Below are 6,000 nucleotides of genomic sequence, written 5' to 3' on the forward strand. Positions count from 1 at the left end.
GGATCGCTGATCGCTTTGCAAGGCAAATGCAAGCAAACCGTGACGACTTTCGTCGGGTACGCCCGCGACGATCGAGGTCCCATTCGAACACGCGTCTTCCGCATGGTCTTCGATCCCCGCCCCTTCGCCTTGCTCGTTTATTGCTCGGCCGCCGCGTCCGTCGCGACGCCGCCGCAGACATGGACCGACGTGCGTGGCGCGCGAGCGCCATGGGACATGGCCGGGACACACGATCTTCGCCCCGCCGGCGGTGGCGCGTGGAACCCGCTCGGCCCACCCGGAGGCGATGTCGCGGTCGTCGCGGCCTCGCCGTTCGCTCCGTCGATCGTCCTCGCCGGCACGGCACCGGCCGGCGGCCCGGGTGGCAGCCTGTACCGCTCGACCGACGCGGGCGCGCACTGGACGCCCGTGCCTTCGCTCACCGGCAACAGCGTGCACGACGTCGCCTGGTCGAGCGATGGCCGCGTCTACGCGGCAACGCAGGACGGCGTCTGGAGCAGCGACGACGCAGGCAGCACGTGGACGCAGCGCGATCTCGGCGTCGACCCGCAGCTCGACGCGACGTTCTCGCTCGCGGTCGACGGCGCGACGGTATGGGTGGGCGTGTCGGCCGCCACCGGGTTCCAGAGCGTCAACCTCATGCGTTCGCTCGACCGCGGCATGAGCTGGCAGGACCGCACCCCACCGCACGCGGCGCCGCTGAACGGCACCGCGATCGCGCTCGATCCGACGCATCCGGGCACCGTGGCCGCGGGCTTTCGCGGCGACTTCGGCACCGGTGAAGTGTGGACTAGCGCCGACGGTGGCGATCACTGGGACGACCGCAGCAGCGGCCTCCCCGGCACGCCCGTCAACGCGCTGTATTACGACGGCACGCGCCTGCTCGTCGGCGGCGGAATGAATTTCGGCTCGCAGTATTTCGGCGTGTACGCCTCGGCCGATTTCGGCCAGACCTGGACGCCGCTGCACGACGCGGGTTGGCCGCTGCAGGTCGTGACATCGATCGCGGTCGATCCCGCCGACGCGCAGACGATCGTCGTCGCGACCGACGGCAGCGGCGTGCATCGCACGCGCGACGGGGGCGCGCATTGGGAGCTCGGCATCGGCGGCAGCGGTTCGCTCGCGGCGCAATCGGTGCACTGGGCCGCGCCGGATTCAGAGGCGTTGCTGGTCGGTACGAGCGCGCTCGGCGTGTTTCGTTCGGCCGATGCCGATGCGCCGCTCGTCGCCTCGTCGGACGGCATCTCCGAGTTCAACCTCGTTTCGATCGCCGGCAATCCCCACGATCCGGCCGAAGTCGCGGTCGCGTTCCAGGGCAACAACATCGGCGGCGTCATGAGTTCGACCGACGGCGGCGCGCACTGGACGCCCGAAGCACTGCCGCCGACGCGCTACAGCAAGGTCGCGTGGTCTCCGTCGGGCGTGCTGTATGCGATCTCGAGCGGCCCGTCGACGATCGCGCCCGAGGGCCTGTACCGACGCGAATCCGATGCGAGCTGGACCGGCCTTGGGCCGGACCAGGGGCCGCTCTACGAATCCGATCTCGCCGCGCTCGCGTTCAGCGAAGTGGATCCCGACCTCATCCTGCTCGGCGGCTCCGACTTCGGCGTCGCGGGCAGTGCCGGCACGGTATGGCGCTCGGCCGACGCGGGACAGACCTGGGACAAGCAGTACATCGGCGACGATGGCCTCTTCATCGGCGACATCGAGATCGTGCGCGATGGCAGCGACGAAGCCATCCTCGCGCCGTACACCGGCTACTTCTCGCCCGACCAGGGCGGCGTGCTGCGCTCCGCCGACGGCGGTGCGAGCTGGACACCCGTGCTCGAGCAGTCGACCTGGGTGCAGCGTCCGCACGTGGGCTCATCGAGCGCCGATCCGCAGGTGTTCTACCTCGGCATCGCGACCGGCTGGGTCACCGGCACTTTGCTGCGCAGCGACGATGCCGGTGCGAGCTGGGCACCGACCGGATGGAGCGGCGGCCCGGTCGCCGACGTCGCCTGCGACCCGACCGGCGGCGACACGCTCTACATCGCGCAGGGCGCCGGCGCCCGCGTCGCACGCTCGACCGACGCCGGCCTCACGTTCACTCCGTTCGCAGGCGGACTCGACGCGGCCGGCGCGCCTGCCGCGCTCGCGACGGTACGCGCCGGCAACGACGCGCGCCTGCTGCTCGCGACGAACGAGGGCAGCTTCATCGCGACGATCGCCGTCGGTGACGCGATCTTCGCCGACGGTTTCGATTGAATGCGTGCCGGCGCGGCGCTTCGACGCCGCGCCGGCCGCGTGTCAGTCGTCGTCGCGCGGCACGTCGGTGCGGCCGCGCACGCCGCGGTGATGGATGCTGCCCGAACCCTTGCTGCGCACGCTGAAGTCGCCGCCGATGTCGGACGCGTCGATGTCGCCGGAGCCGATCGAATCGACGCGCACGTCGCGGTCGACGTGGCCGATCGTGACGTCGCCGGAGCCGACGCTGCCGATCGTGACGCCACCGCCGACATTGTCGAAGTTGACGTCGCCGGAACCGACGCGGTCGACGTGCACGTCGCCGCGCACGTCGCGCACGACGAGGTCGCCGGAGGAGACGCTGCGCACTTCGACGCTGCCGATGTCGCCGGCTTTCACGTCGCCCGAACTCAGCTTGAGGTCGAACAGGCCGGCGATCTTGTCCGCGGTGAGATCGCCGGAACTGCCGTCGTAACGCAGTGACGCGACCTCGCGCACGCGCGTATCACCCGAGCCCGAGCGCACTTCGACCGCGAGCGACGCCGGCACGCGGATTTCGAGATCGACATAGGCGTAGCTCGACCCGAACCAGTTCCCGCCGCTCGAGCGGTCCTGGCGCGGCGTGATCGTGAGGCGGTCGCCGCTGCGCTGCTGGTCGACGCCGAGGTCGGCGAGCCAGGCCTCCTGCGAGGCGCAGGCGCGGCCGCGCACCTCGACCTTGGCGAGACCGGGCACGCCGACCACTTCGAGGTCGCTCGAGCCGATCTTCGCGGCGAGCGTCGTGAGGCCGGCGGCGTCGACGTCGAAGTCGTGGCGGGCGGTGAACGTGCAGTCGCTCGCAGAGGCGAACGCGGGAACCAGGGCGAACAGGACGAGGCTGAGGCGGCGCATGCGTGCGGCTCCGTGGGGAATCCCTGGTTCAGATGCGGGCGCGCGCGCGAAGGTTTAAGGCCGATGCGCTAGCCTGTGGCCGGCTGCCGGAGGACCCTCGATGCCCCACCCGCTCGGCATGGACCTGCCGCTGATCCAGGCGCCGATGGCCGGCGCGCAGGGCAGCGCGCTCGCGCTCGCCGTGTCCAATGCGGGGGGCCTCGGCTCGCTGCCGTGCGCGATGCTGCCGGCGGACGCGCTGCGAAGCGAGCTCGAGGCGCTGCAGGCCGGCACGACGCGGCCATTCAACCTCAATTTCTTCTGTCACCCGCCGCCCACGCCCGACCAGGCGCGCGAACGCGCCTGGCGCGACGCGCTCGCACCGTACTATCGCGAGGCCGGCCTCGATCCGGAAGCGGTGCCCGCGGCGGTGTCGCGCGTGCCATTCGACGCGCGCACCGCGCACGTCGTCGAGGCCTACCGGCCGAGGGTCGCGAGTTTCCACTTCGGCCTGCCCGCGCCCGACCTGCTCGCGCAGGTGAAGGCCTGGGGCGCCAAGGTGCTCGCTTCGGCGACGACGCTCGCCGAAGCGCGGTGGCTCGAAGCACGCGGCGTCGATGCGGTGATCGCGCAGGGCCTCGAGGCGGGCGGCCACCGCGGACATTTCCTGTCCGACGACCTCACGCGCCAGGCGGGGACGTTCGCGCTGCTGCCACAGCTCGTGCGCGCATTGCGCATCCCGGTGATCGCCGCAGGCGGCATCGCCGATGCGCGCGGCGTCGCCGCCGCGCTCGCGCTCGGCGCGAGCGCGGTGCAGATCGGCACGAGTTATCTCCTCTGCGACGAAGCGACCACGCATGCGGTGCATCGCGCCGCATTGCGCAGCGACGCGGCCACGCACACGGCGCTGACGAACCTCTTCAGTGGCGGCATCGCGCGCGGCATCGTCAACCGGCTCATGCGCGAGCTCGGGCCGATCCATCCGCTCGCACCGCCGGTCCCGCTCGCCGCGGCGGCGATCGCGCCGCTGCGCGCGCATGCCGAGCGCGCGGGTCGCGGCGACTTCTCGCCGCTGTGGGCCGGGCAGAACACGAGCGGTTGCCGCGCCATCGGCGCCGCGGCGCTCACGCGCGAACTCGCCGGTACCTGAAACACTCCATCATCGTCCCGGCGAACGCCGGGACGCGGCGTCTTTGCTTCGGGACGCATGCAACGCGCGCGTTCCGGCGTCCACCGCGGCGACGAGGATGGCGCGCGTCGACGAGTGCATCCGCGCTCGATGGTTGTCTTGCGTTCGCCGAGGCGCTTCCCGCGCGGCGCCCGCGCCGCTACGCTCGCGAGATGACCCGCACGTTCCTGCGCTTCGGCGACGGTCGCATCGACATCGCCGCGCGCGAACTCTGGCGCGGCGATCGCCGCATCGACTTGCCGCCGACGGTATTCGACTGCATCGCCTACCTCGCGGCACACCGCGATCGCGCGGTCGGCCGCGATGAACTCGTCGCGGCCGTCTGGGGCAAGACCGCCGTCAGCGACACGATGCTCGGCAAGGCGATCCTCGCCGCGCGCCGCGCGACCGGCGACAGCGCGCAAGCACAGGCGCTCCTGCGCACCGTGCCGCGCTACGGCTACCGCTGGGTCGCCGCGACCACCGAGGTCACCGTGGACACCGCGATCGCACCCGCCCCCGCGCACGCGGCGCCACCGGCCGATGGCGCGCGCGCGGCGCCCGCACGAATGCGCCGGGGGCTCGCTGCCACCGCCGCGGTCGCCGTGCTCGCGCTCCTGTTCGGCGGATTCGCCGCGCGCCGTCCGGCCCATGTCGACGCGCCGCGCAGCGATGCGGCCGCCTCCCTACGCGGCGACGCGATCGCGGTGCTGCCCGCGGATGTGCTCGCGGGCAGCGACGACGACTGGCTGCGCCTCGGCCTCATGTACCTGCTCGCGACGCGCCTGCGCGCGCACGGCCTCACCGTGATGCCGAGCGACAGCGTCGTGCGCGTGGTCGCCGGCAGCCACGGCGACGACGAGGCACGCCGACGCCTGTCCGGTTCCGCGGCGCTGCGTTCGCTCGTACTGCCCGCGGTGCGCAAGTCCGGCAGGCATTGGGTCGTGCGCGCGGAACTCGTCGATGTCGGCGGCGCGCGCCGCGCGGTGCAGGCCGAGGGCGACAATCCGGTCGCCACGACCGATCGCGCCGCACGGCAACTGCTCGCCCTGCTCGGCCGTGCGCAACCGGGCGATGCACCGGTCGACACCGACACCGGCCTCACCGAACTGCTGCAGCGGACCGACGCGGCGCGCCTCGCCGAGAACCTCGAGCTGGCGCGTGCGCTGATCGAGCAGGCGCCGCCCGCGCTGCGCGACCTGCCCGAAGTGCGCGAACGCGCGATCCGCATCGACCTGCGCGCGGGCCGCTTCGACGCCGCGCGCGCGGCGATCGCGTCGCTGCTCGAGCGCGTGAGGGTGGAGTCCGATCCGGTCATGCACGCGCGCCTGCAGGAGAACCTCTGCGTCGCCGAACTGCGCAGCGGGCACCTCGCGGACGCGCGCCGCGCCTGCGACGAGGCGATCCGCCTGCTCGACGGCCGCGGCGAGCCGATCGCGCTCGGCCGTGCCTACAATGACCGCGGCATCCTCGAGGCGCGCGAAGGCCATGCCGACGCCGCACTCGCGGACTTCTCGCGCTCACGCGTCGCGATCACGCTCGGCGGCGACCCGCTGCTGCTCGCCCAGCTCGACGGCAACGAGAGCACGGTGCAGATGGCGCACGGCCGTCCGGCCGAGGCGCTGCCGACGCTCGTGCGTGCGGGCGACACCTTCCATCGCTTCGGCATGCTCAACGAGTTCGTCACCTCGCTGGTCAACCAGGTCGGCGCGCACCTGCAGCTGCTGCAGCCGATC

The 6,000-nt window shown here is 72.4% G+C and carries 4 protein-coding genes; 3 read left to right on the forward strand and 1 reads right to left on the reverse strand.

Translation table 11 applies throughout. The features are described from left to right. Positions 1–102: 102 nt before the first annotated feature. On the forward strand, positions 103–2,247 hold the full coding sequence (locus tag ACTHK2_RS17770; RefSeq protein WP_440247075.1) for a WD40/YVTN/BNR-like repeat-containing protein: 2,145 nt from the start codon (positions 103–105) through the stop codon (positions 2,245–2,247). Positions 2,248–2,289: 42 nt separating this feature from the next. Here ACTHK2_RS17770 and ACTHK2_RS17775 read toward each other — a convergent pair whose 3' ends face one another. Further along, on the reverse strand, positions 2,290–3,117 hold the full coding sequence (locus ACTHK2_RS17775) for a DUF4097 family beta strand repeat-containing protein (RefSeq protein ID WP_440247076.1): 828 nt from the start codon (positions 3,115–3,117) through the stop codon (positions 2,290–2,292). Between the two features lie 100 nt (positions 3,118–3,217). Between ACTHK2_RS17775 and ACTHK2_RS17780 the strand changes: the two genes are divergently transcribed. Both ACTHK2_RS17780 and ACTHK2_RS17785 read left to right on the forward strand, forming a co-directional pair. Continuing rightward, positions 3,218–4,246 (forward strand): NAD(P)H-dependent flavin oxidoreductase, encoded by a 1,029-nt coding sequence (locus tag ACTHK2_RS17780; RefSeq protein WP_440247077.1) that lies wholly within the window; start codon positions 3,218–3,220, stop codon positions 4,244–4,246. 191 nt (positions 4,247–4,437) lie between these two features. Continuing rightward, positions 4,438–6,000: winged helix-turn-helix domain-containing protein (locus ACTHK2_RS17785; RefSeq protein WP_440247078.1), on the forward strand; the 1,563-nt coding region annotated here is incomplete at its 3' end.

The organism is Dokdonella sp., from assembly GCF_051958935.1.
Classification (GTDB): domain Bacteria; phylum Pseudomonadota; class Gammaproteobacteria; order Xanthomonadales; family Rhodanobacteraceae; genus Dokdonella_A.

Coding starts and splice junctions, on each gene's coding strand:
- ACTHK2_RS17780 (WP_440247077.1), top strand. CDS start 3,218: ATGCCCCACCCGCTCGGCATGGACCTGCCGCTGATCCAGGCGCCGATG.
- ACTHK2_RS17770 (WP_440247075.1), top strand. CDS start 103: ATGGTCTTCGATCCCCGCCCCTTCGCCTTGCTCGTTTATTGCTCGGCC.
- ACTHK2_RS17775 (WP_440247076.1), bottom strand. CDS start 3,117: ATGCGCCGCCTCAGCCTCGTCCTGTTCGCCCTGGTTCCCGCGTTCGCC.